This window comes from Bradyrhizobium sp. CCBAU 53338, assembly GCF_015291665.1.
Lineage (GTDB): Bacteria > Pseudomonadota > Alphaproteobacteria > Rhizobiales > Xanthobacteraceae > Bradyrhizobium.
This window is the reverse complement of sequence record NZ_CP030049.1, coordinates 702,137-726,418: the sequence shown is the minus strand read 5'-3', so window position 1 is coordinate 726,418 and position 24,282 is coordinate 702,137. Positions and strand designations below refer to the sequence as shown.

25 protein-coding genes are annotated in these 24,282 nt (G+C 58.7%); 4 read left to right on the top strand and 21 right to left on the bottom strand.

Annotation, left to right across the window (positions count from 1 at the left end; translation table 11 throughout):
* Positions 1–662 precede the first annotated feature (662 nt).
* From XH90_RS37570 to XH90_RS37515, 12 genes are all read right to left on the bottom strand, one after another.
* Positions 663–1,895, bottom strand: a complete 1,233-nt coding sequence (locus XH90_RS37570) for a type II toxin-antitoxin system HipA family toxin (RefSeq protein WP_128929653.1) — start codon at positions 1,893–1,895, stop codon at positions 663–665.
* Positions 1,895–2,275, bottom strand: a complete 381-nt coding sequence (locus XH90_RS37565) for a helix-turn-helix domain-containing protein (RefSeq protein WP_128929654.1) — start codon at positions 2,273–2,275, stop codon at positions 1,895–1,897. The genes XH90_RS37570 and XH90_RS37565 overlap by 1 nt, the downstream gene beginning before the upstream one ends.
* A gap of 202 nt (positions 2,276–2,477) precedes the next feature.
* Positions 2,478–2,654, bottom strand: coding sequence for a hypothetical protein (locus tag XH90_RS39505; RefSeq protein ID WP_232995585.1), 177 nt, complete (start codon positions 2,652–2,654; stop codon positions 2,478–2,480).
* Positions 2,655–2,964: 310 nt separating this feature from the next.
* Entirely contained in the window at positions 2,965–3,696 is a 732-nt protein-coding gene (locus XH90_RS37555) for an enoyl-CoA hydratase/isomerase family protein (RefSeq protein WP_232995649.1), read from the bottom strand.
* Positions 3,697–3,737: 41 nt separating this feature from the next.
* Entirely contained in the window at positions 3,738–4,313 is a 576-nt protein-coding gene (locus tag XH90_RS37550; RefSeq protein WP_164933837.1) for a cysteine dioxygenase, read from the bottom strand.
* A 1-nt stretch (position 4,314) separates the two neighbouring features.
* A complete protein-coding gene (locus XH90_RS37545) occupies positions 4,315–5,505 on the bottom strand; it encodes a CaiB/BaiF CoA-transferase family protein (protein ID WP_128929657.1) in 1,191 nt (396 codons plus the stop codon).
* Between the two features lie 73 nt (positions 5,506–5,578).
* Positions 5,579–6,985 carry an MmgE/PrpD family protein gene (locus XH90_RS37540; protein ID WP_128929658.1) on the bottom strand — a complete coding sequence of 469 codons (1,407 nt, stop codon included), beginning with the start codon at positions 6,983–6,985 and terminating at the stop codon, positions 5,579–5,581.
* 40 nt (positions 6,986–7,025) lie between these two features.
* Positions 7,026–8,132 (bottom strand): ABC transporter substrate-binding protein, encoded by a 1,107-nt coding sequence (locus tag XH90_RS37535; protein ID WP_128929659.1) that lies wholly within the window; start codon positions 8,130–8,132, stop codon positions 7,026–7,028.
* Between the two features lie 19 nt (positions 8,133–8,151).
* The gene (locus XH90_RS37530) at positions 8,152–8,970 is read right to left on the bottom strand and encodes an ABC transporter permease (RefSeq protein ID WP_164933836.1); all 819 of its coding nucleotides are present in this window, start codon (positions 8,968–8,970) and stop codon (positions 8,152–8,154) included.
* A gap of 40 nt (positions 8,971–9,010) precedes the next feature.
* Positions 9,011–9,817 (bottom strand): ABC transporter ATP-binding protein, encoded by an 807-nt coding sequence (locus XH90_RS37525; RefSeq protein WP_164933835.1) that lies wholly within the window; start codon positions 9,815–9,817, stop codon positions 9,011–9,013.
* 16 nt (positions 9,818–9,833) lie between these two features.
* Positions 9,834–10,466, bottom strand: coding sequence for a thiamine pyrophosphate-dependent enzyme (locus XH90_RS37520; RefSeq protein ID WP_206733166.1), 633 nt, complete (start codon positions 10,464–10,466; stop codon positions 9,834–9,836).
* A gap of 5 nt (positions 10,467–10,471) precedes the next feature.
* On the bottom strand, positions 10,472–11,029 hold the full coding sequence (locus tag XH90_RS37515; RefSeq protein WP_232995587.1) for a phosphonopyruvate decarboxylase: 558 nt from the start codon (positions 11,027–11,029) through the stop codon (positions 10,472–10,474).
* Between the two features lie 292 nt (positions 11,030–11,321).
* Here XH90_RS37515 and XH90_RS37510 point away from each other — a divergent pair, with 292 nt between their 5' ends.
* Positions 11,322–12,770 carry an aldehyde dehydrogenase gene (locus tag XH90_RS37510; RefSeq protein WP_128929662.1) on the top strand — a complete coding sequence of 483 codons (1,449 nt, stop codon included), beginning with the start codon at positions 11,322–11,324 and terminating at the stop codon, positions 12,768–12,770.
* Between the two features lie 153 nt (positions 12,771–12,923).
* The gene (locus tag XH90_RS37505; RefSeq protein WP_128929663.1) at positions 12,924–14,183 is read left to right on the top strand and encodes a Glu/Leu/Phe/Val dehydrogenase; all 1,260 of its coding nucleotides are present in this window, start codon (positions 12,924–12,926) and stop codon (positions 14,181–14,183) included.
* A 198-nt stretch (positions 14,184–14,381) separates the two neighbouring features.
* On the opposite strand, the gene XH90_RS37500 is transcribed toward XH90_RS37505, so the two are convergent.
* Positions 14,382–15,317: a LysR substrate-binding domain-containing protein gene (locus XH90_RS37500; protein ID WP_128929664.1), complete on the bottom strand. Its 936-nt coding sequence runs from the start codon at positions 15,315–15,317 to the stop codon at positions 14,382–14,384.
* Positions 15,318–15,409: 92 nt separating this feature from the next.
* Here XH90_RS37500 and XH90_RS37495 point away from each other — a divergent pair, with 92 nt between their 5' ends.
* Positions 15,410–16,258: a MaoC family dehydratase N-terminal domain-containing protein gene (locus tag XH90_RS37495; protein ID WP_128929665.1), complete on the top strand. Its 849-nt coding sequence runs from the start codon at positions 15,410–15,412 to the stop codon at positions 16,256–16,258.
* A 13-nt stretch (positions 16,259–16,271) separates the two neighbouring features.
* The gene (locus XH90_RS37490) at positions 16,272–17,423 is read left to right on the top strand and encodes a CaiB/BaiF CoA-transferase family protein (protein WP_128929666.1); all 1,152 of its coding nucleotides are present in this window, start codon (positions 16,272–16,274) and stop codon (positions 17,421–17,423) included.
* Between the two features lie 137 nt (positions 17,424–17,560).
* On the opposite strand, the gene XH90_RS37485 is transcribed toward XH90_RS37490, so the two are convergent.
* From XH90_RS37485 to XH90_RS37450, 8 genes are all read right to left on the bottom strand, one after another.
* The gene (locus tag XH90_RS37485; protein WP_128929667.1) at positions 17,561–18,925 is read right to left on the bottom strand and encodes an acetyl/propionyl/methylcrotonyl-CoA carboxylase subunit alpha; all 1,365 of its coding nucleotides are present in this window, start codon (positions 18,923–18,925) and stop codon (positions 17,561–17,563) included.
* The gene (locus XH90_RS37480) at positions 18,925–19,692 is read right to left on the bottom strand and encodes a LamB/YcsF family protein (RefSeq protein WP_128929668.1); all 768 of its coding nucleotides are present in this window, start codon (positions 19,690–19,692) and stop codon (positions 18,925–18,927) included. The genes XH90_RS37485 and XH90_RS37480 overlap by 1 nt, the downstream gene beginning before the upstream one ends.
* Before the next feature lie 28 nt (positions 19,693–19,720).
* A complete protein-coding gene (locus XH90_RS37475) occupies positions 19,721–20,134 on the bottom strand; it encodes a biotin/lipoyl-containing protein (protein WP_128929669.1) in 414 nt (137 codons plus the stop codon).
* Positions 20,131–21,135, bottom strand: a complete 1,005-nt coding sequence (locus tag XH90_RS37470) for a biotin-dependent carboxyltransferase family protein (RefSeq protein WP_128929670.1) — start codon at positions 21,133–21,135, stop codon at positions 20,131–20,133. The genes XH90_RS37475 and XH90_RS37470 overlap by 4 nt, the downstream gene beginning before the upstream one ends.
* Positions 21,132–21,836 (bottom strand): allophanate hydrolase subunit 1, encoded by a 705-nt coding sequence (locus XH90_RS37465; RefSeq protein WP_128929671.1) that lies wholly within the window; start codon positions 21,834–21,836, stop codon positions 21,132–21,134. The genes XH90_RS37470 and XH90_RS37465 overlap by 4 nt, the downstream gene beginning before the upstream one ends.
* A complete protein-coding gene (locus XH90_RS37460; protein ID WP_164933834.1) occupies positions 21,833–22,309 on the bottom strand; it encodes a biotin/lipoyl-containing protein in 477 nt (158 codons plus the stop codon). Before XH90_RS37460 ends, XH90_RS37465 begins: the two co-directional genes overlap by 4 nt.
* A gap of 257 nt (positions 22,310–22,566) precedes the next feature.
* Positions 22,567–23,367, bottom strand: a complete 801-nt coding sequence (locus XH90_RS37455; protein ID WP_128929673.1) for an ABC transporter permease — start codon at positions 23,365–23,367, stop codon at positions 22,567–22,569.
* A 9-nt stretch (positions 23,368–23,376) separates the two neighbouring features.
* Entirely contained in the window at positions 23,377–24,273 is an 897-nt protein-coding gene (locus XH90_RS37450; protein WP_206733165.1) for an ABC transporter permease, read from the bottom strand.
* Positions 24,274–24,282 lie beyond the last annotated feature (9 nt).

The window sequence follows — 24,282 nt, the reverse complement described above, 5'->3', positions numbered from 1 at the left end:
GGCTCCGCCGTCGATGAATTGTCGGAGATGCGTGAGGTTGTAGATTCGCGGAATTAGCATCCTCGGGGACGGGCGGCTCCGAAGCTGGGCCGCGACCCAGTCGCCTCCAAACACGCGACAACGCTGCACACCGGCCTTTTCGAAAGCCTGCAGATGCTTGCCTCGGCAGCTCCCGAAACCCCGGCGTTCGTAATGAAGATGTAATCGCCTGCGCGCCCCCTGGGCAGCGAGCTCCTTGGCATTGCCCGGCTGTCGCGCGCCATGGAAAACTGCCCCCTCAGTTCCGGATGGCGTTTGACACCCGGCTTCTTGGTGAGGTGCGACAGAGATAGACGGGCGGCGGCATTTCCGAAATGCTTGATCTGGATCGTGCACTTTCCGGCGCGGGGCGGCCTCGCCTCCTTCCCAAGCGCCGGGAAATGCTCGTCCGACCGCCATCGTGGGAGGCCAAAAAGTTCTGTATCGGGGACTTCAAATCTTCCGCCACGATGGCGAGGCACAAATCTTGGAATGCCTCCCGTCCGATACGAGGCAAATCGTCGATCGTACCTAAGTGGATAGGGCAGAGGGAACCCGGCCGCGCCTTCGCAAGTCTCTGGCGCATCACTACGTAGTAGTCAAATATGATATATTGAAGCAGATAACATTTCATATATGATGAATTATAGACCAAGCGCTGTGTCGCTCTGATCATGGACGAAGGCGGCTTCGTAGTCGCGCGATTGGGCACGGCCGACCCCTGCCCGTCGGAAAGTTTCCCGCCATCCATCGGACACGCGTTGAGCTGTATCTCGGATGATCTTTCGCGCGTTGGCGTCGGTGATTTCGAAAAACTCGCAGGCCTCGAGGGCGAGCTTGATTGATCGGTCGTGCGTGCCACCTTCCATGATCGCCGTCTCGAGATGCGGGTTGCGATCGGGCGCCGGGTTCACATCGAACATCGGCGACAGACGCCACCGTCCCGAACCGACGTACAGGAAGCCATGGTTCTTCAGATGATCATCCTTGTTCGAAACAAGGATAGTGAAGACCATCCGCCGATAGAGCTCCTCAAAATCGACTTGCGGATCCGGAGCTGACGTCCGCATGAAATCGACAATCTCCGTGTACGAACCGAGCTCTAAGCCTGTCTTCCCGAGCGCCGTTCGGGCGGAGATGTAGGGAATGCGGGCGCGGCCGCGTCGATCGAAACGCTGGACCAGCGCGACCGGAAATTTCGTGTCAGCGAGTTCCAGTCTGACCTCTGGAATGCGGATGCCGCACATCCTGGCAAGGTTCAGCGTCGCGACCTCGACCTGTTCGATCGGGTGCTGATCGTGGACGGAAGTGAACTTGGCAAGCCAGAGAACGTCGCCGTCACGAACGTTGGCTTTGGGCCGAGCCCCGCCCGAGCCGCCGGCTCCGGCAAGAGCTTGCATGTCCGCAGGGGAAATCTCCTTGCCTTGTTCGTAGGCGCGGGCAATCGCCGTGATCGCCTCTAGATCAAGAAGACGCGGTACCGCTTCGTTGGCCTTACCGGTAATGATCTTCCCATGTTCATCGATGAAACGCAGAGCACCTTGCCGGCATGTATCGTCGGACAGTGTGAGATATTCGAATTCAGAGAGGCCATTGCCATAGGCACGTTCAAGCAGTCTGCGCCCCCAGCTGTCGGGCGCAGCATCGGAGAAGACGCCAGCAAGCGCCTCGCGCGAATTGCCAGACTGCGCCGACGCATGAAACGGCCCGCCCTCAAAGGGCATGTTCGGCTGCAATGCGAAAGCACGCGGATCCTTCGCCCAGGCCGGGTCATAGGTGAAGATCGAAAATTGACGAGGCCCGGTCTGCGTGAAGCGTAGTTCACCGACTCGCGTTAAGCCTTCGCCAAGGGCTACTTGGGCGTAGTATTCAGTCATCAGAAGGCCACGCCGTTCGGATCAACATCGTCCGGTTCGTTTTTCCCGTCCTTGTCGCCCTGCCTCTCCTGCTTGCGCAGCCTTGCAGCGTACGATCGACCGCGCTGCGGCAACCGCTCCGACGTCAACGCCAAACCCAGATCGTCTTTCCGTATATCGACGAGATCGGCGAGATTCTCGATAAGCCCGAGAGAGACGAGCACGTCCGCGAGCGTGCCTACGGCGACTCCCGGATCGCCTTTTTCCAGGCGTGCGATGGTGCTAGGCGACGTACCCGCGCGCGCAGCCAAGTCGGCCACAGCCACACGACGGCGCAGGCGAGCCGATCGAAGGTCGTGACCAAGACGTTCAAGCGCGGCATTGGATTTGGGCGAACTCATAATATCACCATATGTGGCGACTAACACTTGTTTATATGCCATATATGACGAATTGGTTTACTTGACAACAGCCTGAGCAGCTCCATTTGGGTCCGGAAGCCGGACATTTCTTCGACGCTCGACGAGACATCGCGCAGCTCTAGCTCGGCCCTGATCACCGGCGTGACCTCGATCCTGACCTGCGCGGCGCCTCTCTGGACGGTCAGCTTGATGACAATCTTTCACCGGCGCTGACGACTTCCGTCACCCGTGCTGCCGGCAATCCTTTCCTGATGGCCGCCGCCATGCGCTCCATCGCCGCATCGATCGGGGCCAGAGATTTGGGGCGCGGAACCACCGGCAGATAGGTGTGGTCGATATCCACCGACAGGCGCGGCATGTCGCGGTGGAAAGGATTGATGGCGGCGCCGTCCTCGAGCGCAAAAGTAGGCTCCGCCGCGACGAATATTTGCTAAATGTAAGCTACTCAAAGACGCCTGGGTCCGTCGACGATCTTGTGTGTGATGAGACCAAACAAGCGGAGTAGGCCGGCAAGCAATATCTCGTCAGATTGTCAGACGTCGCAGCTACCATCTCAAAAGAAGCGATGGTGACCGACCGGACGAAACGTTTCGAAGGTCAAATTGTGGCCGGCCCGAGGTAACATCGTTCACGCTGATTGTTCGGCGAGGTTAGATCACGATCCTATATCAAGGTGACGTGACGGGCCAGATCGATTGGCTTGCCGTTCGGTATGATGCTATTCTTTCCTTTAGGCCGACCTGCGAAGCGGACGCGATGAGCCTCAGCATGTCGAAGCCGTCACCCGTTTCTCCGCGAACGCTGCGAGCACTCGCTGCAGCCATCCAAATCGATTGATGCGTCGAACTATCTAGCCGACAGGCGCGAGCGGTCTCGCTAGACACTGCCCTTTCGATGTCTTCGTAGCCAATTTGTTTCATAGCCAAGCCGGATTCCAGCGCGGATTGCGCATCGACCGTCGCCCCTCCCATGATCCATTCCGCGGCCGTCGCGGCGCCGACGATCTCGGCGAGCCTTGAGGTACCCAAGACAAGGCCGAAATTCGCTCCCGGAAAGACGAACGACGACCCCGGTAGGATCCAACGGATGGCACAGGCGCAGAACAGGTCGGCCCCGGCTCCGATCGCTCGCCCTCGGGCTATTGCCAACGTCGGGAAAGGTGCATTCTTGATCGCCTGGAGACAATATTCGATACGGACGAATCTTGCCAATAGCGTATCGTCTGTTTCCTCCTGGAGTCGCGACAGATCAAAGCCAGTGCAGAAGTTGCGCCCACTCGACTCGACGATCATAAGCCTGGCGCACGATCTTCGTGCCTCCTCTACCTCGCGCGTGAGGGCCGCGATCAAACCTGGGTTCAAGGCGTTGCCTACTTCCGGTCGGTTCAGGCGCAATCGCACGACACCGTCGGCGCGACCGACGAAAAGGTCTTCCGTCCCACTCACTGCGCTGGCGCCCAGAGGTTGGGAGTGAGAGCATTGGAATAACCCGAGACAAACTCTTGGGTCTCACCGAGATCTTTGAAGACATGACGTCGGATTCTCCCGATATTCCCACCGTAGCAGTGGATACTAATGGACACGCGGTCATCGAACGCATTTCGCACTTGATGAATGTCGCCAACCGCTTCCGACACGATTTCCACGTCGCCTGGCTCCAGTCGCTCGGAACCACCGATCGGGTCCATCCCATAGGCCGTCCGGCCGTACCTCTGGTTGATCTCGGATCCTCGCAACATGCCGATGACACCCCACACGGAATGGTCATGGACCGGCGTCTGCTGGCCCGGTCCCCAAACGAAGCTCACGACCGAAAAGCGATCAAGAGGGTCTCCATATAGCAGATGTTGCTGATAGAATTTGGGATCGGACAGCGCCATCGTCTCAGGCAACCAGTCATCCGTTGACACAAGCTCGCTCATCGCCTTCCTGACGCGCGAAACGACTATGACTTCGTCCTGAACGTTTTCGACACAGCGTGTCACCTCGGCCACAAATGCAAGCAGCTTTTGGCTCACCTCAGTCCTCCGACCTTGTTGAAACTCGGTTGAGGTCCGGCTGCCTGCGGCTGTAGGCGTCACGGAACTCCTTTGTATGTTCACCCAGCAGGGGCGGTCGGCTCCGGATTTCAAAGCTTTCGCCGCCGAACTTCAGGGGCGATGCGAAAGTCTGCGTCGTTCGTCCACCCGGCAACTGGAGTTCTTTGATCCATCCCATGTGGCGCGTCTGAGGATCTCCAAGGGCCGCGTCGTAGCTATTAATCCTTGCATGAGGCACACGAGCCTTCGCGAAGGCTCCGATCCAGTAATCGACCGGCTGGGTTTCGAATACGGCCTCCAGCAGCTCCTTGAGGGAGTGCTGGTTCGAAGCCCTGTCAGCGGTGGTAAGGAAACGCCCATCGGTGACGAGATAGTCGCGTCCGACGACACGACAGACCTCGCGCCACAGTCCGTCGTTGCCAGCCGCAATCGCGAAGAAGCCGTCCGCCGCTCGATAAGCCTGGTAGGGCGCATTACGCGGGTGGGCGGATCCCAATCTGCGGGGGAGCAGACCAGTCCCGAAAAATTCACTTGTCTGTAACGCGGCTATACCCAACGTGCAGCCAAACATCGGAACGTCTATGTGAGCGCCGTTGCCCCCCGCCCGAACCCGCACCAGAGCGGAGGTCACGGCAAAAGCGGCGTATAGACCCGACGCAAAATCCGAGATCGGAACTCCGCATTTGACCGGCGCTCCATCGCTTTCGCCCGTTACGCTCATCACGCCAGCAGCGGCCTGAATGGTGAGATCAAACCCACCTTCGTCGGCTCGAGGTCCGGTTTGACCATATGCGGATATCGAGCAGTAGATAAGATCCGGCCTCTCCGCGGCGAATTGCGGATAACCGAGCCCCAAGCGCTCCATCACGCCGGGACGATTGTTCTCGATCAGCACGTCGGCATCGAGCACAAGCCGCCGCGCAATGTCATTGTCCTCATCATTCTTGAGATCCAGGACGATCGATTTCTTGTTGCGATTGAGTGAGGCAAAGTTCTCGCTAAATCCTTCTGTCAACGGCGGCCATTGGCGTAAGCCATCTCCATTTGGCGGTTCGACCTTGATGACGCTCGCTCCCATATCCGAGAGCAGCATGGACGCGAAAGGCCCCGCTGCCGTCGAGCAGAATTCGACTACGCTAACCTGATCCAGGGGAAGTGGCTTCGACGACATATTTTTTTCCGGTCGCAGTCGTTCTGCGCTGAATGGATCACGTGAGGCCGGATGCGTGGTCTTCCGGCCGCACTCACGCGAAGCTCGAAGTGCGGAAAGCGTGGTTTGCCTTTGCTCCGAATCGCAGCAAACCGGTGAACCGGGACAGATGCCCTTCGCTCTCGATATTGTTGATGGCCTCGAAGAGCCTATCGGAGGATACCTTGTCCAATCTAGATTTGCAGCAATCGTCGAATTTTGCTTTGCGGTCGTCGAGGCTAAACGGGTATTTGAGGGTACCGACCGGAAGATCCCGCGACCGTTCCAGCGACCGGCCATTCTTCAACTTGACGGTAATGACATGAGGACGCATTAGGTCGACGTTCTTCTGCTCCTCCGCAGGATCGTAGCAACTGACGGTTGTCAGTCCGAAAAGTCGACGGTATTTTTCCTGCTTGACGGATTGCGGCGTGAAGTGACTGAGCTTCGGAGCACCGTCGACAAGAGCCACGGCCATGCAATATTGCATAGAGAATCTAGCCTCCATTTCGGAGACTGGATTTGTGTACATCAGATTTCGCGAGTTACCGTATCCAATTAGCGTGTTGATGCTTTCGACCTCGTCGGCCTCGAACTTCTCTTGCGCCCTTAGCTCGAAGAACGCGTCTAGAACCCGGTGCGTCGAGGCGCAACACGGATAGCGTTTGAACATGAGACCGCGAGACTCCGCCGTCATCGGCGCGCCCAGTTTCTCGATGTTTTTTCCCCAGCCAGCCGGTCCTTTGCCGCCGAACAATTCGAGAAAGCCCATCCCTCCTTCAAGCGCATTCAGCCGTCCCTCGACGCCGGCCGCGGCCAATTGGGCCGCCTCGATGGCGTGCTGAGCGGCAAGCCCGGCGTGCAGAGGCTTTGCCATGCTGCCAAACTGGACCTTGCACCCAGACGCCATACTCGTCCCGAGGCTGAGCGCATGCGCGAAGCGCCTGGCATCCAGCTTGAGAAGCCGCGCGCAGGCGCCGGCGGCTCCGATGCACCCGATCGTCGAAGTGGAGTGCCAACCAAAATCGTAGTGGCTACGCATCACACCGCTGCCGACCGCGAATTGGAGCTCTAGACCGACCAAATAGGCATCGATTAATTCGGCGCCCGAGGATCCCGCTTGCTCGCCAAGCGCCATGAGGGCCGAGACGAGAACCGAACTGGCGTGATTGACGCCCGGAAGGAACGTATCGTCATAGTCCAATGCATGGCCGGCCGTTCCATTTGCGAGCGCCGCCAGCTGCGGCAACACGGCCTTCTCCTCTCCGACGACCGTGCCAGGACCGGCACTATCGGAGGCGTACACCATCTTGCGGACGTTAGAGGCGCCGAGATCGTTGGATCCCGCTATGATGCAGGCAATTACGTCTTCAACAGCGTGCCGAGCGACGTCTCGCGCTGCCCTTGAATGTTCGAAGGGCGCTTCGGACCCCCACTTTGCAAGATGCTCGATGACCGTCATTGAATATTCTCCTCTCTCGGTGTCCAGTTGTCGATTTCCTCTATTGCGGTTTCCAAGCGCGGGCCTGCGCCCGGAGCTCAGCGGGATCGAAACCGCCACAATCGTTCTTGAACCGTTGGTCCGCGTACTTTGATATTTCCATCCGCTCCGGAAGGATTCCGTTCTCGTACAGCTTGTCGACGGTGTGCTGAACGGTCGGCAGTTCCTGGTAGCCGATGATGCCACCGGCTCCTCTGTGGTTCACGACGTCGAGCTTGGCTCTCAGGATGACCTCGCCTTCCCGGACCGCTTCATCAAGTGGTTTGTTCGATGGGAGCTGGCCAGGATAGACCTTAAAGTGATTGCGCACGGTCCCTTCGATGTTTCCTTCGGCGAAGAAGAACGATTCGTAGAGCGCACGGCACAGGCCTGCGACCACCTTCGGATGCTTTTCGATTTCACTGCGGGTGACAACCATACCGACCATACCAACGAGATCGTTCAGCGGGGACGGCACGTCTCTCATCTTCACGCCGAGGAGATTTCCGATCACCGCGTTCGGGCTATCGAACCCCGCGAAAGCCTGGATCTTGCCGCTTTTCAAAGCGTCCGCCGCTGGTGCTCCGAGACCGACCGGCAGGAAGGTCACGTCCTTGTCGGGATCGAGGCCGGCTTCCTTGAGGATAGCCTTGCCATACGGATAGGCCGCCGTGCCAAAACTACCGACTCCAATAACTTTACCTTTCAGGTCTAAGGGACCCTTCACCGGACTATCGGGGGGCACAATCACCCGGAGAGAATTGCCGGGGTCGAACGAGACGATAACAAGGTTCGGGTCTTGACGGGCGAGCGGCAAGAAGGACGCTAACGCCACCAAAGTATAGAATGCATTGCCGTTGCTTACGGCCTGCACCGCAGCCGTCGCGCCAGCGGTAGGTTGAAACTTGACCGTCACCCCCGCGTACTTCTCCGGCAACTTCAAGGTGGGCTGGAGCGATGAGTAAGGCGCGGACCCGATGCTCAATGCTGTATCCGAGGATGCGAAGGTCACTTCCTTCAGACTCTCGGCTTGCGTCGCACCACAGACGAAGACGGACAGATTGGCTGCAACCGCCAAACAACCTACTAAACGCAAGGACTTCCTCCATTCAATCGTGCCGAAAGGCATTGCGTGCCCATACCTGCAATCAGCCCCACGCCATTGACTGAAGAGCTCGGGTCACCGTCCTGACGATGCTTCTAAGGCTTATGCCGATTGCGGCCGTGAGAGCGAGGACCGCATAAACGGCCGCTATGTCGCCCGTGAACGACTTTTGTTGAATGACCTGCCCCAGACCTGCGGCTCCGCCGACCAGTTCGGCAGCGATTGCTCCGAGCAAAGCCAGCACGATGGCCACATCGAGAGAAGGCACGATGAAAGCCATCGCGAAGGGCAGCCTCAATTTGCGAAGTTCTTGTAGCCGCGTCGCCTTCATCGATCGCAGCAGATCGATCATGTCCGAGTTCACTTCAGTGAATCCGGCAAGTGTAGCGGTGAATACCGGAAAGAAGGCGAGTAGAGCCGAAATGATGACCTTCGGTCCTATGCCGTATCCGAACCAGGCTATCAGCAAGGGAGCGATAGCGATCTTCGGGAACGTCTGAACAGCAATGACGTAGGGATAGCCGGCACGCCGCAGGAGCCCCGAATATGCGAACGTCGCCCCCAGAGTGATGGCGACGACCGTTCCAAACAGGAAGCCAAGTACGGTTTCGTTGAATGTCACGAGGATGTCGTTCAGGAAGCGTCCGCCGACCACGCCTTCGTAGAGCGCGCCCGCTACCAGAGCTGGGCTCGGGAGGATCAGAGCGGACACAAGTCGATATTGGGACGAGAGTTGCCAGATAGCGAGAAGCAGCAGCGCAATGCCGAGCGCTAGCAGTGCTGCTCCGAATTTTCGGCCCCCCTCTAGGATCGAGGGGACTGAGCCGATCTCGGATTCGCTTCTCACGGCCTGGCTGGACACTTGCATTCTCCGTTTACAACATCGAACGATAGGTCCCGAGTCACAAATGAAGCCTATCGAAGGCATCCCGGGCTCTCGCCACCTCCCGGAAAAATTCTTGCTTCTTCCGGAGTGAGGCGTCCCTCACAGCGGGAAAGCCCTGCGCTTCGATGATGCTGTCTAAGCGCCCGGGTCTTGGGGCCATCACTCCGATGCGATCAGACAGAAAGACCGCTTCGGATATGTTGTGCGTGACGAAGATGATGGTCTTTTGCGCGCTCTTTTGCAGACCCATCAGTTCATCGTTCAGGCGCTCACGCGTGAATTCGTCGAGCGCGCTGAAGGGCTCGTCCATGGCCAGGATTTCGGGATCTGTGATCAACGCCCGAGCTATCGCCGCTCGTTGTTGCATGCCGCCGGATAACTCGTCTGGCGAGCGATTTTTGAAAGCGGCAATTCCCATCATCTCAAGCAGGCGATCGGCCCGCGATCTCGCCTCTTGCATCGAGCATGATTTCGTCACCTCGACGGGAAGGAGAAGATTCTGAAGAACCGTTCGCCAGGGTAGAAGCGTGGACTTCTGGAAGACCATACCGATCCGTGAATCCGGTCCGGTCACTTGCGTGCCATTTATGAAAACGCCACCTGTCGTGGGGGTGGTGAGGCCGGCGATGATGCGGAGCAAGGTTGTCTTGCCGCATCCCGACGGTCCGATGAAGCTGAAGAACTCGCCCTTCCGGATCGTGAGGGAAAGCGGCTTGAGCGCCACGGTCTGTTCCGAAGCGCCGAGCGCGAAGATCTTCGATACATCGCGAACGTCGATGCCGGTAGCCGACGGCGCGGCGTCTTCGCTGCGTGCCGTCGGCACTTCGCGCCTCTTCGACTCAGCCGCCCGCACGAGCTGCATCCGCCAAAGCAGCCTTGAAACGGACGCGGCACACGGCCGGATCCAGAGTTCGCTTAAACTTCGGCGGATCGGTGGGCTTGACCCGCATCAAGATGAAGACGGCATCTTCAGATTCCCGCAGCAACTTGCTGCCTTTCGGTAGCTCGGCTGCTGTACCGATAGTCAGGGTGCGCCTGATGCCGGACCCGACGGCGATCTTCTCAAGGTCTACGCCCAAACTCGTATGGCTGCGCTGGTAGCCGGTTTCGCCGTAGTGACCGTTGTCGACACAAACGATTCTCAAGTTGGGAGGATTGCGGACGCCGATGGTGGCCAGGGACCCGACGTTCATCAGCAACTCTCCGTCACCGCAAAAGGCGATGACGGTACGATCGGGACGAGCGAGAGCGAGACCCAACCCCATCATCGTCGCCGCCCCCATGGCCCCTCCGAGACCATAGGCGGACGGACCATCGTTCACCAGCGAAGTCACATCGCGCGCGGTGCCAGCCAAGCCCGCGATGAACAGGAACTCCTTGTGACCTCCCACTAACGCTGGAACGGCCTCACGTCGATCAAGGACGTAGCGCTCGTCGAACTCCGGATTGCCAACATTTGCTTTCATGATCATGCCCCCTAGAACGCCTTCGCGCCGATGAGTTTTTGAGTGAGGAGGACCGCAACTGCCTCGCCGCCTTGGAAGGCCATCGTGATGGCAGCCGAGACGACAGGCACGACGTCCTCAGGCCGGTCTACACGCAGACATCGAACCGACATCGCTTCCAGGACCGGCTCGACGGCCCTCCCCATCGGCATCTGCCAGGGATTACCCTCGCCGAAATCTCCGCGCATACTCAGGAGCGTCAAGAAAGGGAAGCGTCCGCCCGCTATCAGGGAGAGAAGGTTGACGCAATTACCCGCGCCGCTGCTCTGCATAAGCAGCACGCCACGGGCGCCGCCCAACTCGGCACCCGCCATCATCGCGACACCTTCTTCTTCGGTTGTAAGCGCGATCGACTCGACCTCGGCATCTGCGAGCGACTCGTTGATGAGAACGGTGTGGCCGGCATCCGGGACGTAGGCAAACTGCGTGAAGTTGTTTCGTCGGAGCAGGTCGTACAACTCATATTGCCAGCCCGCCCGGGCGGCTTCCTTCGCCTTAACGCGGCTCTCTGCGTGCACAGCTGCTGACAATGAACGATCCTCCTTGTATCTCCGACCAACCCGGCAACCGGGACGACGTCGTAGTGATTGCTACGATCAGTGAGCCGGAGACGTCAAGGCGAGATCGACAGCCGGTCGCTTCCCGCGCTGCACCAAACCACGGCCGTCGCGACAAATTTACTCGAAGTCCCCGAAGCTTACGCGCAGGACAAGCCTCCTCTTTCATTTTGATCATACTTCCATAACAGCTGCTGTCGTTGCCCATGCTGCTACCTCGATCTATTGAGCTGCTTGTTGCGAACGCTCAAACGGAGGAGATGGAATGCAGCACTTCGAGATGGTGATCGGAGGAAAAAAGCGCGCGTCAAAGAGCCAACGGCGATTGGAAACACAGAACCCTTTTACATCAGAGACCTGGGCGACTGTCCCGCAAGCCGATGCTTCCGACGTGAACGACGCAGTCGACTCCGCACACAGGTCATTCGTCGAAGGACCTTGGCCTCGGCTGACCGGAAAGCAGCGAGGGGTTATTCTTCACCGGGTTGGAGATCTCGTGCTGAAGAACATCGAGAGCCTGGCGCGATGGGAGATCCGCGACAACGGAAAGACTATTTCCGAAATGCGGACCCAAATGCAGACGATGGCGCAGTGGTATCACTACTACGCCGGCCTTGCCGACAAGGTCCACAGCTCCGTTATCCCCGTCGATCCGGAGAATTATTTCAACTACACACGATACGAGCCGATCGGCGTCGTCGCCGCGATCACTCCGTGGAATTCGCCGTTGAGACTTCTTTCCTGGAAGATTGCCCCGGCCCTCGCCGCCGGCAACACGGTGGTCGTCAAGCCATCAGAATTCACATCCACATCGACACTGTTGTTCGTGGATCTGCTCGAAGAGGCTGGAGTGCCGCCCGGCGTCGTGAATGTTCTTACCGGCTACGGCTCCGAGATCGGACCCGCGCTGGTCCAGCACCCACTAGTCGCCAAGATCTCCTTCACTGGTGGTGTCGACGCCGGTCGCAAAGTCTACGAGCTCGCCGCTCGCCACCTCAAACCGGTAGCCCTGGAACTGGGCGGGAAATCGCCTAACATCATTTTCGAGGACGCCGATCTGGATGCTGCGGCAGCCGGTGCCGTCGGAGGTATTTTCTCCTCGACCGGGCAAACATGTGTCGCGGGCTCCCGCCTACTCGTTCAAGAGACGGTGCTTGAACAGATCCTTGAAAAGCTGGTCCGGCGTGGAAGCGGCATGCGGCTGGGCGACCCGTTGGATCCAGCGACCGACATCGGCCCTGTCGCGACGGAACAGCAATTCCGCAAGATACTTTCGATGATTGACACAGCCAGCTCGGAGGGCGCGCGGCTAGTGCTTGGCGGCAAGCGATCCCACGCCCCGGAATGCGGCAAGGGATGGTTCGTCGAACCGACGATCTATGCCGATGTGAAGAACACGATGACGATTTCCCAGCAGGAAGTCTTTGGTCCCGTTCTTTCTGTTATCGCGTTCAAGGATGAAGAGGATGCGATCCGCACGGCTAATGCGACCAACTTCGGCTTAGCCGGGGGATTCTGGACCAAGGACGTAAGTCGCGCTCACCGCGTCGCAGCCCGACTCCAGGCCGGAACGGTCTGGATCAACATGTATCGGAAGACTGATCCTGCCGTTCCCTTTGGTGGTTACAAGACATCCGGCTTGGGGCGTGAAAGTGGGATCGACGCGATGAAGGATTTCCTTCAGACGAAGAGCGTGTGGCTCCGATTGCAGTAGACATCCCGCTGCTATTTCGGGCCTGCGTGCTTGCACGCCCGCAAGTTCTCACGTGATCGCCGGCGCTGCGAGACAGCCGCGCGTCCTCCATCCGCTCGCGGGCGCTTAGTCGATTGCTCCCGGGCCGTCGCTTATTGATAAATCGGAGCCAAAATGAGCATCTATAGTGGGCCCGTCTTCGAGATGGCTTCACGACAGTTCACCGTGATTGCCGATCATCTGGCAATTCCCATCGACGAACGCAGCCGCTTGCTTCTTCCCAAGCGCGCCATCTCGGTTTCTTGCCCCATCCATTGTGATGACGGGTCGATCTCCGTATTCGAGGGCTATCGAGTCCAGCATCACCTTACACTCGGGCCGACCAAGGGAGGAACGCGCTTTGCCGCTAGTGTTGATATCGGCGAAGTCGCCGCCCTCGCGATTTGGATGAGCTGGAAATGCGCACTGGTCGGACTACCCTATGGCGGCGCGAAGGGCGGTATTCGTGTCGATCCAGCGAAGATTTCCCACCGAGAGCTTGAGGCGCTCTCGCGCCGCTATATGCAGGAGATGATTCCGTTCGTGGGTCCGCACGTCGACGTCATGGCTCCCGATATGGGCACCAACGAGCAAGTGATGGCGTGGTTCATGGACACGTATTCCATGTACCAGGGGCGTACCGTAACGGAGATCGTAACCGGCAAGCCTGTTGGCGCGGGAGGCACCTTAGGGCGTCGGGAGGCGACAGGACGCGGCGTCGCCCATCTGGCCAAACGAGTTTTGAAGGATCTGTCGATCGACTGGTCGACGGCGACCGCGGTGGTTCAAGGCTTCGGCAACGTCGGCTCGTACGCGGCACTGGAGTTGAGCAGGAGCGGCGTCAAGATAGTAGGTGTCGGCGACCACACGGGCGCATTTTACGACCGTGCAGGCCTCAACGTCACACAGTTGATCCGTCATGCGGCGAGGCACGGAAGTCTGTCTGATTATCACGAAGCGCCCCGTCTCGATCCAGCCGAGCTCCTGCAGCTTCCTTGCGACGTCCTTGTGCCAGCAGCCATGGAGCGGGTGATCGATGATCGCGTGGCGCGGGATCTGCGATGTCGCGTGCTTGCTGAGGGCGCCAACGGCCCGACCACTCCGGAGGCTGATCTGGTCCTAGAGAGGCGCCGCAACGAGATATTCCTCATACCGGATATTCTCTGTAACTCGGGCGGCGTGATCGTGAGTTATTTCGAGTGGCTTCAAGACCTCCAGCAATTGTTCTGGGAAGAAGAAGAGGTTATGCGGAGGGAATATCAGATCCTCGATCGCGCATTCAACGATATGGTTACCCGCGCCGCTCGTGACAACGTCTCTCATCGAACCGCCGCCATGGCCATAGGTGTCGAACGAGTGCGGGCAGCGAAAACGACCCGAGGGCTTTTCCCATAATAAGCTCACCATTCTTCGCTAACGGCGAGCGGCACTCTGCCCATCCTCATCTCACGAAAATGCCGAGACCTTTGAAGGCCTCGGCGAGTCAGGGAGGAAACGCCTCATGCGAGGCCGAGATCTAAAGCGCACGCGGCGAACTCTTTGTAAACTCGTTTCTGCCGAAAGCCGCCCTCGCGGTGGGCGAACACTGGCTGATTATGTCCGCAGGGGGCCGGCATCTCCGCCGATTTCGGCGAATCGAGACCTAGTAGACCTCGCTATGTCCGCTATTAGTCTCTGCACCAGATCTGATACGGGACGATCGACCGGGAGGCAGACCACAAGATTGCGTTGGGCCCAGTTATCCGACAACTCGACAGCCCGCGCTCCTGCGTCCTTCACCGAAGAAGAGATGACGCTTACTGGGACGACGGCAACGCCGGCGCCCGCAGCCACCATGCGGCAAACACTTTCAAACCCTCGCAAACGTATGCGGATGACCAGCTCTCGACCGAGCCTTCGCGCATGATCGGCGAGATATGTCTGAATGGATGCCTGCTCATCTAGGCCGATGAAGTGCTCGTTCAACACCTCGGCGAACCCTATTGAGGTGTAGTCGGCGAGCCAATGCCCCGGAGGAACCAGTACGACAAGGCGGTCCACTCCGAATGGCTCCGTTCGCAGCCCTTCAAACTGCGCATTCTCGGCGGCAATTCCGAGGTCTGCTTCACCCGCTCTTACCGCCACCGCGATGAGATCCGACGTCTGCTCCTGGAGATCGACCGTCACGTCGGGATGCCGGGCGAGATAGCTCGCCAAGACATCCGGAAGGAAGCTTGCGATGGCATTCGAATTGGCCCGCATCCGTATCAGGCCCCGTTCGCGCTTTCTCCACGATCGGACCGCCCCGCTCAGCCGCTCTGCCTGCATAAGTATGCTGCGGGCGTGCCCGGCGAACTCCAGTCCCGCTGAGGTCGGTCGTGTCCCTTTGACCGTACGCTCGAACAACTGCAGGCCAGCCCGCTCCTCTAGCGATTTCATGCGTTCGGACAGCGCAGAAACAGAGAGGTTGGCATGTCTGGCTGCCGCGGCAAGCCCACCTCTGTCCACGACGAGCACAAGCAGCCGCAGATCCACCAGATCGAAATGCATGCCTTTCTCCAACTCCGAATGCTGTTGCTGGATAATACGACTGTTGGTCCACCAGCGATATCCAATAGGTTCGACCAGAACGAGAGGTCTAGATGGTTGACGGACACGACTACCAGGAATGGATCGGGCGCACAGTAACCCAGGAAGACATGGTGACAGCCAGTCCGATTGAGCGTCTGGATGCGACCCTCGAAACCGACCACCAGCTCTATTCAACGGGGGTTGCGCTGCCTCCGCTGGCCCACTGGTTGTATTTTCTACCTAACGAACGGCAATCGACATTAGGGCCTGACGGGCATCCCAAGCGCGGGGGCTTTCTTCCTCCCATCCATGACCTTCCCCGGCGGATGTGGGCGGGCAGCAGGCTCACCTTTAAGAGCCCGCTGCGCGTGGGCATGCATGTCAAGCGGACATCGACGATCGAAAGCGTGACGTCCAAACAAGGTACGACCGGCCCTCTGGTGTTCGTCACGGTAGGGCACGCCGTCCACGACGAGAACGGCCATCTACTTCTGACGGACCATCACGACATTGTCTATCGAGATGTCACAGCGCCCGCCGACAGAGCGAGATCAACTGCACCGAAAGGACCATGGCATCGCAGCATCGTGCCGGATACCGTCATGCTGTTTCGCTATTCGGCTCTCACGTTCAACGGCCATCGTATTCACTATGACCGAACGTACGTCTTTGCGGTGGAAGGTTATCCAGGCCTGATCGTCCATGGTCCGCTCATTGCTACTCTCCTGATCGATCTCGTTAGGCGCAGTCTCCCTTCCTCAGTGGTGGTGAAGGCATATTCCTTCCGCGCGGTGTCGCCGCTTTTCGACGGCAGCGAACTTCATCTGAATGGCAGTCCGCCGGACGAAACCGGAAAAATCCTGCTGTGGGCCACGAACGATCGGGACGAGCTTATCATGAAGGCGGAAGCTACAATCTAAGGTCGGAGGTGTCGTGACGCGGCCACTGGACGGGGTATTGGTCATCGCAATCGAGCAGGCAATCGCGGCTCCCTATTGCACGCGTCAGCTTGCCGACCTCGGCGCCCGAGTCATAAAGATCGAACGGCCCGATGGTGGCGACTTTGCTCGGGCCTATGATACGCGTGCGCGTGGTCTTGCCAGTCATTTCGTCTGGACCAATCGGTCGAAAGAGAGCGTCACCTTCGACCTGAAACGGCCGGGAGCGTTGGAAGCCGTGCAACGGCTCATCGCGCACGCAGACGTGTTTGTGCAAAATCTTGCTCCAGGGGCAGCTGCCCGCCTAGGGCTCGCCGATGGCGTGCTGCGCTCCACATACAAGCAGCTGATTACTTGCAACATATCTGGATACGGTCCGAATGGGCCGTGGGAGAAGCGCAAAGCATACGATCTACTGATTCAGGCGGAGGCCGGCTTTTTGTCAACGACCGGCACGCCGGACGCCGTTGCAAAGGCCGGCATCTCGATTGCTGACATCGCTGCGGGCACAATGGCTTTTCAGGGCATTTTGGCCTGCTTGCTGCGTCGAGCCAAAAGCGGACAGGGCGATCATGTCGAAGTCTCGATGCTGGAGGCCATGGTGGAATGGATGGGATATCCGCTTTACTATGCGATGGACGGAGCACAACCTCCGGCTCGGGCGGGAGCTGGCCATGCCACGATCTTCCCATATGGGCCCTACGAAACTGCTGATGGCATGGTACTTTTCGGACTTCAAAATGATCGCGAGTGGGCCGCGTTCACGACGATCGTCTTACAACGGCCCGAGTGGGCCAGCGAAGCACGCTTTAAGGGCAATGCGGGCCGGATGAAAGAGCGAGCTGAGATCGATGCCGTCATCTGTGACACGTTCCGCAAGCTGCCGTCGAACGAAGCCATCTCGCGCCTCGAGACCGCCGGGATCGGTACGGCTCGCGTGAATGACATGTCCGCCGTGTGGGATCATCCGCAACTGCGCAGCCGCAAGCGCTGGGCTTATATCGAAACCCCGGCGGGCCCGATGCCATCTTTGCGACCAATTAGCGGTGAGTCCTGGCAGCCGCGTATGGACCCGGTGCCGTCCCTCGGACAACATACCGAGGCCGTCTTGAAGGAATTCGGTCTGACCGAGTTCCGCGAGAGCTGATATCTTCCTGGGACCCGAGCCCGAAGTCATCGACTCGATCGGACGCGATCTCGCACTGCACGAATTCGCCCAAGGCTGCCCGCCTTTGATGCGTGCTCGATTGCACATTAGGTTCGACGGGCCGTCGCCTATCACGCTCACCGTCGATCGGACGAGGCGCGCCGTCGAAGGATGTCTTCCAAGGAGTGGATGCTAAGGCGCGCGTCCCGAAAGGACGCGTCCTTCAATACCACCGAGTGAAGCTCGGTGTTCAACCGGATACCCTCTGCGCGCAGGTCTGCCAAGGCCGAAAGCATGCGCTCGATACACTCCGAACGATCCTCGCCCCTAGCGATCACCTTGGCTATCAAGGAGTCGTAGTGTGAAGGGACTTCCGAACCTGCCACGATATGGGTATCGACCCGAATTCCCGGTCCGCCCGGAGCCAGCCAGCTCTCAACACGACCAGGAGAAGGAATGCCGTCGAAAGGATGTTCCGCATTGATCCGGCACTCAATAGCATGGCCTCTGCAGGTGACCTCGGATTGACGAAGTCCGAGCGGCTCGCCCAATGCCACCCGAATCTGCTCGCGCACGATATCGATGCCGCTGGTTTCCTCGGTTATTGGATGTTCGACCTGTATGCGCGTATTCATCTCGATGAAAGCGAATATCCCGTCCTGGTAGAGAAATTCGAAGGTGCCTACGCCGCGATAGCCGATCGCCCGGCAAGCGGCTACACAGCGCTCCCCAAGTTCGGCGATATTGGCCTCAGGCACGCCTGGCGGCGGCGCCTCTTCAATTAATTTCTGGTGGCGGCGCTGCATCGAGCAGTCGCGGGCGCCGAGCCATACTCCCTCGCCTCCCCCATCGCAGATGACCTGGATCTCGACGTGCCTCGGGTGCTCCAAAAATTTCTCCAGGTAGATCGTCGGATTGGCAAATGCCCGCCTCGCCTCCTCCCGCGTGGCTCCGATCGCTTGGTGGAGACTTGCGCTGTCTCGTACGATCCGCATGCCGCGACCGCCGCCGCCGCCCGCCGCCTTAATGATAAGAGGGTACCCAACCTCGGTCGCACACGCTTGGCAGAGCTGCGGATCATCGGGAAGCGCGCCATGACTTCCCGCAACGCAAGGCACGCCGAGCTCGCGCATTTTCGCCTTCGCGGCGATCTTATCCCCCATTAGCCGGACAACATCGGAGGTCGGACCAATGAAGATGAGCCCAGCGCCTTCGACCGCTTCCGCGAAGTCTCCGTTCTCCGACAAGAACCCGTATCCGGGGTGAATTGCGTCGGCACCAACGGCGGCTGCTGCGAGCATCACCGCCCCAATATCCAGATAGCTCGTATCTGCCGCCGCGCCGCCGATGCAGACCGCTCGATCGGCAAGAGCAAGGTAAGCCGCCCCTCGATCTGCCTCGGAGCAGACAGCGATTGTTCGCAGCCCCAGCGTCCGACACGCGCGAATGATCCGGAGCGCTATCTCGCCTCGATTAGCGATCAATATGGACCGCACCGACATTACGCCGCAAGCTCCGTTAGCGGAACGATACGTCCTCCGCCGTCTTCGACCACCGTCCTTACGGCTCTCGCGATTTCCACAGCGCCCGGAGTATCGCTATGGACCAGGACACATTTTGCGTCGACCTTGATCCGCTTTCCCGACACGGACGTGATAGTCCCGTCATCGAGGAACTGGCTCATTCTCCTCGCAACCTCGGTCAGATCGGTGATAAGTGCGCCCGGATGTCGCCGATTAACCAAGCGAGCCTCGTCGTCGTATGCCCGGTCAGCAAAGATCTTGCCTACCACCCGCAATCCGAGCGACTTCGCGAATGTGCCTGCGTGACTCTTGACCGAAGCCGCGATGATCAGATCCCTGTCGAACGCCGCGAACACTTCGAGAATCTTCTCGATATATTCCTTGTTTTCCTGTGCCATCTGGCCCAGGGCGCCATGGGTCCCCGCGTGGGTAACCTTGTAGCCATTGACCTTCGCGATAGCAGAAAGCGCACCCAGTTGATAAAGCGCATGCTTCTGCATGTCACGCGGATCGATCTTCATCGGGATACGCCCGAAACCGAGTATGTCCGGCAGCCCGACATGTGCGCCGAGAGCTACGCCGTTCTCTTTCGCTGCCTCGACCATGCGCGTCATGATGACCGCATCGCCCGCGTGAAAGCCGCAAGCGACGTTCGCTGATGAGACCAGCTTCATCAGCGCCTCGTCGTCTCCCATCCTCCAACGGCCAAGGCCTTCGCCAAGATCAGAATTGAGATCAATCTCCATGGGTGCTCCTTTCGGCAGGACCTTCGTTTCAGCCCGATGCCATTATGCGGTATAGCGTCGTTCCGTATTCGACGTCGCTCTCACTGCGGCAGACCTGCTCGATCACACGACCGGCGACGGGCGCGATCACCGGCCTGAAGATTGGTCCGATAGCGATCACCCCGAGCAAGTCACCTTCTTGAACGTGATCTCCTACGGTCGTCGCCTCTCCCAACGGGTGTCTATTCGAGAACCTACCCACAGCAGGAGCCCGAACGAACGTGGCTGCGTCGGTCCGCTCGACGCCAGCCAGCTCTAGCGCTCTCGTCCCCACCATTTTGCGGTTGTGCCGGCCCAGAGAGAGGCGGATCGAACTCTCTCCGCGTTGCGCCTCCAACTCTTTCACGCCTGCCCGTTTCATTTGGGCGATCAACTCCGCTAATTCCCAAGACTCGATGCTCATGGGAGCTTCGCTCGCGGGGAACACCTACAAAACTTTGCCAACCGTCGGATCTCCTCGATGTAGCTGCGCGTCACCCTCTCGACATCGCGAGCTTCGGCGAAGCTGCACCGAACGAAGTGAAGACACTGGCCTGGCCTTGCTTGCCCAATCCGCCAAAGATCGGGCTCGATGACGACACCAATCTTCGGGTAACCGCCCGCAGAGTTACCGTCCGCCAGTTGTATCACCGGATCACCGGAAGGCGGCACCTGAATGACGCCAGGTACGATCGGGTGCGACCTCATTTCCACGTCATGCGTCCGGCACAGTGTCGCGCCCGTAAGATGATAGCCCATCCGGCTGCTTTTCGTGGAAATCGTCCAAGGTGTGGTCCAAAAGGCGGTTTTGGAGGATTCGTCGAACAGGTCGTACTCCGATGCCGTAATGACGCGGAGGATGACTCCCCCCGGGCTGCTGCCCGCCCACGTCGCCGACGGCAGCTCAGACAAGGCTGGACTGGCGCCATATCCTCCTAAATCCCGCAGAGTGACCGGAGCGGCGTGCCCTACCTCCAATTGGTCTCCGGCCTTAAGCGAGCGCCCTTCAAAGCCGCCGAAGCCATCGCGCAGCTGCGTACTGCGAGATCCGAGTATTACGGGAACTTCGACGCCACCGGCGATCGCCAAATACGTCCGCAAACCGTCCACCGGCTCGGACACCACAAGCTTTTGGCCGCCGCGAGCCGGCGTCACCCACCAAGGAAGTACCGCCACGCCATCGAGCTTTGCACGAGCTGTCGCGCCTGTAAGCACAAAAAGAGTGTCAGAATGAAACTTCACCGCGAACGGATACAATTGCAGTTCGATGGCGGCCGCGTTCTCCTCGTTTCCCAAAAGCGCATTGGCCGCCGCCAAGGCCACGTGATCCATCGCCCCGGATCGTCCAATCCCAAATCCTCGAAAGCCGACACGGCCGTCATCCTGCACGGAGTTGAGCGGCGGAGTCTGAACAACCTCAATCATCTCTCTATGCGCTCCACGCGGAAGCGAATTCGATCACCGACATCGAGAAGATTTGGCGGATTGCGACTTAGATCAAACGGCACCGGCGCCTCCGGTACGTGCCCGATGACGTACCAGCCGGTCGGAAACGTCGGTGGCCCACCGGCGCCGCGAGGATTTCCAAGATTTGATTGCCCGCCCCCGATCGTCACATTTCCCCCAAACGGACGCACCACGGGCACCTTTCTTCGAGGTGTGAAGAGACGTGGGTCTAAACCGAAGAGATAGCCGAATCCCGGCGTCGTGGAGGGCGCGAACACGACATATTCCGGAGTGGAATGCAGCTTTACGACGGTCTCCGGATCGATACCGTGATGAGCAGCCAGTTCACCAAGGTCCATGCCGCGATCGCCTCCATAAACGACACCAACCTCAAGAAGCTTCCCTTGTGGACCGCCCGGTTCAACTTTCCTCCAGCTCTCCAGAAGTCTCGATGCAAGTGCTTCCGGATCGGCCTTCGAAGAGTCGAACAGGACGAGAAGATTATTCATACCGACTTGAGTATCGACAACCACGTCCCATTGACCGACCTGCTTGCTAAGAGTCCAGATACGCTCCTGTGTGGGTAGACACATCGGCCCCTCCGCATCGAACAAGAGCGCCGCACTTCCGCACAAGCTCACCTGCGGGTTTGCAAACTCTATCGGCCTGGAAGGCTTCATGTCGCTTCGCCATCGCTACTGGTATTGCTATTGCACTTCACCTTGAACAATGGCCGTTCGGCCTGCACTTCCACTCCGTTTTCCACCAATATTTGCTCGATTACACCGGCTGTCGGAGCGAGCAGTGGAGTGAAGAGCTTCATCGCTTCGATGATGCCGACCTGCTGACCTGTGGAGATCCGGCTTCCAACTACTACGAAAGGTTCGGCACCCGGCGCGGGCGCGCGATGGAAAATGCCCTGCATTGAAGCGCAGACGAACGACGTCGTTTCGTCGACGGCTTCGTTCGACACGGTCGCATCAACTGGCGGATCGGAAGGCGCCGCCCCATGCATTTCCTGCCTACCCTGTGCGGCCGCAAACATCGTGATCTTTACGCGCAAGTCTCCGTCGGATGCTTCCAGCTCCTCGACCCCTGATCCATGCATCAAGCCAATGAGCTTTGAGATCATCTTGAAGTCTTCGCTTTTCATGGCTCCTTTTCGTCTCCAAGACTCATCTTCTTGCGTCGCAAACGTCGAAGCCATTCAGCCATCGATCCTCGATGGAGCTGCGTGCCAGCCATATGCTGGGCAACACTAAAAACAGTTCGCCAAAACAACGCCAATAACAAAAGTACCTACTTTCATGCATATGATGCATATAGCCCCGGCTGACGGCAGCTTCTTTTTTCCGCCGTCAAGCACCTCCTGTCGGAAGAGACCGGACGCCTTCTACACAGCAGCCGTTGCTATCGCCGGCCTGGCCCTCCCTCGGCCTCAGCAAACGCCTCCAAGCCAACCAACCTCTGCACAGCGATCAGTACAAAGACGGTTGCTCCGATCAACATCGTCGAAATTGCCGATATAATCGGACTTGCGTCCTCCTGTATCGCGGCAAAAATCTTGACTGGCAGAGTTGTGGCGTCGGGTCCGATTAGGAAGAGCGTCACGGTCGACTCGTCGAACGAAATGATAAAACTGAAGATGAGTGCCGTGACAATGCCCGGCCGCATCAGTGGAAGAATAACCTTGAAGAACATCACGACGGGCGTCGCGCCCAGATTCATCGCCGCCTCCTCGACATCCTTCTCAAGGCTCCGCATGTTGTTCAGGATCGGTCGATAAGCGAAGGGTAACGCTAGGATTGTATGGGCCAGCACAATGCCGCTATACGTTCCATTCCAGCCGAGCGATCCGATCACGGTCAGCATCACGACACCCATTGCGGCGTGCGGCAATACCAGCGGCACCAAAATCATGAACTCGAATGATGCGCGGCCCCAAAAATGGCGGCGCGCGGTCACCAATGCGGTTGTCAGCGCTAGGGCAGTGCTCGCCACCGCGACAACAAAAGCAATGACGACGCTGTCGGCCGCCGTTAAAATCCACTCGTCGCTACTGAAGAATTGACTGTACCACTTCAGTGAAGGCTGGCTGAGCGGAACTTCGATGAATCCCGACTCGAAGAATGAGGACAGCACCACGACCACAATCGGTGCGAGCAAAAAGGCGAGCACTAGGACGGCGACTATGCGGCAAGCGACTTTCATCCTACCTCCCTAAGAGGCCGCACTTTTCTTCGCACGAGCCTCGAGTAGCTGCAGAGGCAGCACGACCGCCAGGGCAGCGACGCAAAGAATCATCGCTAGCGCCGCGGCCTTCGGAAAATTGAAGAGTTGAAAGACATCTTGATAAATTTGCGCACCAAGCATCTTGTCACGCATGCTGCCGAGCAACAGAGGAGTGACCACCGATCCCATTGACATCAGAAACACGATGATGCTGCCCGTCACGATCCCAGGAAAGCTCAACGGCAACAGTACCCTGCGGAACGTTTCAAACGGTCCCGCGCCGAGACTGGCTGCCGCCTCCTCCAGTGATTTGTCCAGCCGGATCAGAACTGTCACTATCGCAAGGATCATGAAGGGTGAGAATACATGAACCAGCCCGATCACGATGGCGGTCGGACTGAACAGGATTTCTAATGGACCCGCGATCAGGCCTGATGACATCAACGCCTGGCTAATGACCCCTTTCTTGCCCAGGATCACTATCCAGCCGTACGTTCGCACGACGACGCTTACCAACCAGGGCATCATCAGAATGATGAGAAAGATGTCGCGCCTTCCCGGATATCGCGCGATCCAGTAGGCAGTGGGATAGCTTATCAGGAGCGAAATCGAGGTCGTGAGACCGGCCAACCAAATCGTTCGATAAAGAGTCTCAATGTAATCTTTACGCGCCAAGACTGCCTGGTATTGCGCGAAGCTCAATTCGTTGTTCGACGTGAACGAGCCGACCACGAGTGAGATGACACCGATCGCCAGAAGCATCAACGGTACGCTAGTTGGAACGAGAAGAAGAAATTGGGAGTCGACTTTTACCGGCCGCGCCTTGAACAACATTCCGCTGCCGCTGTGCCGCCGGGTCGTCCTCTCAGTTCCGACATCCGTCATTGACCCGCC

Bases quoted from the DNA above. Each gene is read 5' to 3' on its own strand.
- XH90_RS37570 (WP_128929653.1), bottom strand. From the start codon at position 1,895: ATGACTGAATACTACGCCCAAGTAGCCCTTGGCGAAGGCTTAACGCGA.
- XH90_RS37565 (WP_128929654.1), bottom strand. From the start codon at position 2,275: ATGAGTTCGCCCAAATCCAATGCCGCGCTTGAACGTCTTGGTCACGAC.
- XH90_RS39505 (WP_232995585.1), bottom strand. From the start codon at position 2,654: ATGCCGCGCCTGTCGGTGGATATCGACCACACCTATCTGCCGGTGGTT.
- XH90_RS37545 (WP_128929657.1), bottom strand. From the start codon at position 5,505: ATGTCGTCGAAGCCACTTCCCCTGGATCAGGTTAGCGTAGTCGAATTC.
- XH90_RS37540 (WP_128929658.1), bottom strand. From the start codon at position 6,985: ATGACGGTCATCGAGCATCTTGCAAAGTGGGGGTCCGAAGCGCCCTTC.
- XH90_RS37535 (WP_128929659.1), bottom strand. From the start codon at position 8,132: ATGCCTTTCGGCACGATTGAATGGAGGAAGTCCTTGCGTTTAGTAGGT.
- XH90_RS37520 (WP_206733166.1), bottom strand. From the start codon at position 10,466: ATGATCATGAAAGCAAATGTTGGCAATCCGGAGTTCGACGAGCGCTAC.
- XH90_RS37510 (WP_128929662.1), top strand. From the start codon at position 11,322: ATGCAGCACTTCGAGATGGTGATCGGAGGAAAAAAGCGCGCGTCAAAG.
- XH90_RS37505 (WP_128929663.1), top strand. From the start codon at position 12,924: ATGAGCATCTATAGTGGGCCCGTCTTCGAGATGGCTTCACGACAGTTC.
- XH90_RS37500 (WP_128929664.1), bottom strand. From the start codon at position 15,317: ATGCATTTCGATCTGGTGGATCTGCGGCTGCTTGTGCTCGTCGTGGAC.
- XH90_RS37495 (WP_128929665.1), top strand. From the start codon at position 15,410: ATGGTTGACGGACACGACTACCAGGAATGGATCGGGCGCACAGTAACC.
- XH90_RS37485 (WP_128929667.1), bottom strand. From the start codon at position 18,925: ATGTCGGTGCGGTCCATATTGATCGCTAATCGAGGCGAGATAGCGCTC.
- XH90_RS37480 (WP_128929668.1), bottom strand. From the start codon at position 19,692: ATGGAGATTGATCTCAATTCTGATCTTGGCGAAGGCCTTGGCCGTTGG.
- XH90_RS37475 (WP_128929669.1), bottom strand. From the start codon at position 20,134: ATGAGCATCGAGTCTTGGGAATTAGCGGAGTTGATCGCCCAAATGAAA.
- XH90_RS37470 (WP_128929670.1), bottom strand. From the start codon at position 21,135: ATGATTGAGGTTGTTCAGACTCCGCCGCTCAACTCCGTGCAGGATGAC.
- XH90_RS37465 (WP_128929671.1), bottom strand. From the start codon at position 21,836: ATGAAGCCTTCCAGGCCGATAGAGTTTGCAAACCCGCAGGTGAGCTTG.
- XH90_RS37460 (WP_164933834.1), bottom strand. From the start codon at position 22,309: ATGAAAAGCGAAGACTTCAAGATGATCTCAAAGCTCATTGGCTTGATG.
- XH90_RS37455 (WP_128929673.1), bottom strand. From the start codon at position 23,367: ATGAAAGTCGCTTGCCGCATAGTCGCCGTCCTAGTGCTCGCCTTTTTG.
- XH90_RS37450 (WP_206733165.1), bottom strand. From the start codon at position 24,273: ATGACGGATGTCGGAACTGAGAGGACGACCCGGCGGCACAGCGGCAGC.